We start from the raw sequence: 2,846 nt of genomic DNA, 5'->3' as shown, positions 1-2,846 counted from the left end.
TCCTCAAGCCGTCCGAGCAGGACCCGATGGTCACCATGCGCCTGGTCGAACTGGCGCTGGAAGCGGGCATTCCCAAGGGCGTGCTGAACGTGGTCCACGGTGGCGAAGAAGTGGTCAACGCCATCTGCGACCACCCGGACATCAAGGCGGTGTCGTTCGTCGGTTCCACCCGCGTCGGTACCCACGTGTACAACCGCGCCTCGCTGGCCGGCAAGCGCGTGCAGTGCATGATGGGCGCCAAGAACCACGCCGTGGTGCTGCCGGACGCCAACAAGGAGCAGACCCTCAATGCGATGGTCGGCGCGGCCTTCGGTGCGGCGGGACAGCGCTGCATGGCCGCCTCCACCCTGGTGCTGGTCGGTGAAGCACGCGGTTGGGTGCAGGACCTGGTCGAAAAGGCCAAGACCCTGAAGGTCAGCGGTGGCACGGTCGCCGGCACCGACGTGGGCCCGGTCATTTCCTGCAGCGCCCGTGATCGCGTTGAGGGCCTGATCGCGTCGGGCGTGGAGCAGGGCGCCAAGCTGGTGCTCGATGGCCGCAAGCCGCAGGTCGATGGTTTCGAGAAGGGCAATTTCGTTGGCCCGACCATCTTTGCCGGTGTCACCACCGACATGCGCATCTACCAGGAAGAAATCTTCGGGCCGGTGCTGGTCATCCTCGAAGCGGAAACGCTGGATGAGGCCATCGCCATGGTCAACAGCAACCCGAACGGCAACGGCACCGCGCTGTTCACCCAGTCCGGCGCCGCAGCACGCCGGTTCCAGGAAGACATCGACGTCGGCCAGGTCGGCATCAACGTGCCGATCCCGGTGCCGGTGCCGCTGTTCTCGTTCACCGGTTCGCGCGCTTCCAAGCTGGGCGACCTGGGTCCGTACGGCAAGCAGGTGGTGCTGTTCTACACGCAGACCAAGACCGTCACCGCGCGCTGGTTCGACGACGAGACGCTGAGCCACGGCGTCAACACCACGATCAGCCTGAAGTAACCGCAGGGAGCAGCCATGAGCCACTCGATGACGACGGAACAGGAAGAAGCGCAGCAGGCGTACCGCGAAGCGGCGCGTGACTTCGCACAGGCCGAACTGGCGCCGCACGCCGCGCGATGGGATGCGGAGGGCATCTTTCCGCGCGAGGCGATCGCCAAGGCCGGTGAACTGGGCTTCTGCGGTCTGTACATGGACCCGGAAGTGGGCGGCAGCGGCCTGAGCCGACTGGACGCCGCCGTCGTCATCGAGGAGCTCGCCAACGTCGACCCGTCGACCGCGGCCTATATCAGCATCCACAACATGGCCTCGTGGATGGTGTCCAAGTGGGGCCAGCCGGCGCTGCGCGACGCGTGGGGCAATGACCTGTCTTCTGGCAGCAAACTGGCCTCGTACTGCTTGACCGAGCCGGGCGCCGGTTCGGACGCGGCCTCGCTGAAGACCACCGCCGTGCGCGATGGCGATTTCTACGTGTTGAATGGCTCCAAGGCCTTCATCTCCGGCGCCGGTGCCACCGAGCTGCTGGTGGTGATGGCACGTACCGGCGGTGCCGGTGCAGGCGGGGTCAGCGCGATCGCGGTGCCGGCCGACCTGCCGGGCATCAGCTATGGCCGCAAGGAAGAGAAGATGGGCTGGAACAGCCAGCCCACCCGCGGCATCACCTTCGAAAACGTCCGCGTACCGGTCAGCCACCTTCTGGGAGAGGAAGGCGGCGGCTTCAAGCTGGCGATGAAGGGGCTCGATGGTGGCCGCATCAATATCGCCGCGTGCTCGCTGGGTGCTGCGCAGGGCGCGCTGGATGCCGCACGCCGCTACATGGGCGAGCGCCGCCAGTTCGGCAAGGCGTTGTCCGAATTCCAGGCGCTGCAGTTCAAGCTGGCCGACATGGCCATCGAGCTGGTTGCCGCGCGGCAGATGGTGCATACCGCTGCGCGCAAGCTCGATGCCGGTGCCAGCGATGCCAACGTGTGGTGCGCGATGGCCAAGCGTTTCGCCACCGATGCCGGCTTCACCATCTGCAACGAAGCCCTGCAGATCCACGGGGGCTACGGCTACATCCGCGAATATCCGATCGAACGCCTGCTGCGCGACAGCCGCGTGCACCAGATYCTGGARGGCACCAACGAGATCATGCGGGTGATCGTTGCCCGTCACCTGCTCAACACCGAAGAGGAACTGCGATGAAGGATTGGCGTACCCAGGAGCACGTGGGCCTGAAGGTCGAGGCCGATGGCCACACCGCCGTGGTYACCCTGAACAACCCGCCGGCGCATACCTGGACCGTGCACAGCCTGTCGGCGCTGCGCGACCTGGTGGGCGCACTCAATGCAGACCGCGACATCTACGCGCTGGTGATCACCGGTGATGGCGAGAAGTTCTTTTCCGCGGGGGCCGACCTCAACCAGTTCGCTTCCGGCGACAAGGCTGCCGCACGCGAAGCGGCACGCCGTTTCGGCGAAGCCTTCGAGGCGCTGTCCGGGTTCCGTGGGGTGTCGATCGCTGCGATCAACGGCTACGCCATGGGCGGCGGCCTGGAGTGCGCGCTGGCCTGCGACCTGCGCATCATCGAAGACCATGCCCAGGTTGCGCTGCCGGAGGCCACCGTCGGCCTGCTGCCGTGCGCCGGTGGCACCCAGAACCTGCCGCGCCTTGTCGGCGAGGGTTGGGCCAAGCGCATGATCCTGCTCGGCGAGCGCATCAACGCGGAAACCGCCGTGCGGATTGGTCTTGCCGAAGAAAAGGTCGGCAAGGGCGAAGCCAAGGCGCTGGCACTGGAATGGGCGAAGAAGGCCGGCAAGCAGAGCCCGACCAGCATTGCCGCCTGCAAGACGTTGGTGCAGTCCACCCGCACCGGCACCCATGCGT

Annotated in this window: 3 protein-coding genes; all 3 read left to right on the top strand. The window is 66.3% G+C overall.

Features of this window, described 5'->3' with window-relative positions; translation table 11 throughout:
- Positions 1-983: CoA-acylating methylmalonate-semialdehyde dehydrogenase (gene mmsA / locus AC1VAN_RS17170; RefSeq protein ID WP_480986284.1), on the top strand; the 983-nt coding region annotated here is incomplete at its 5' end.
- A gap of 15 nt (positions 984-998) precedes the next feature.
- Positions 999-2,165, top strand: coding sequence for an acyl-CoA dehydrogenase family protein (locus AC1VAN_RS17165; RefSeq protein ID WP_025875746.1), 1,167 nt, complete (start codon positions 999-1,001; stop codon positions 2,163-2,165).
- Positions 2,162-2,846, top strand: a 685-nt coding sequence (locus tag AC1VAN_RS17160) for an enoyl-CoA hydratase (RefSeq protein WP_480986283.1), incomplete at its 3' end; no start/stop codon positions are given. The genes AC1VAN_RS17165 and AC1VAN_RS17160, both read left to right, overlap by 4 nt.

It is taken from the genome of Stenotrophomonas sp. 05L44_2, from assembly GCF_056665995.1.
Note: the sequence above shows the minus strand (reverse complement) of the source record. Positions and strands in the feature narration are given on the sequence as shown.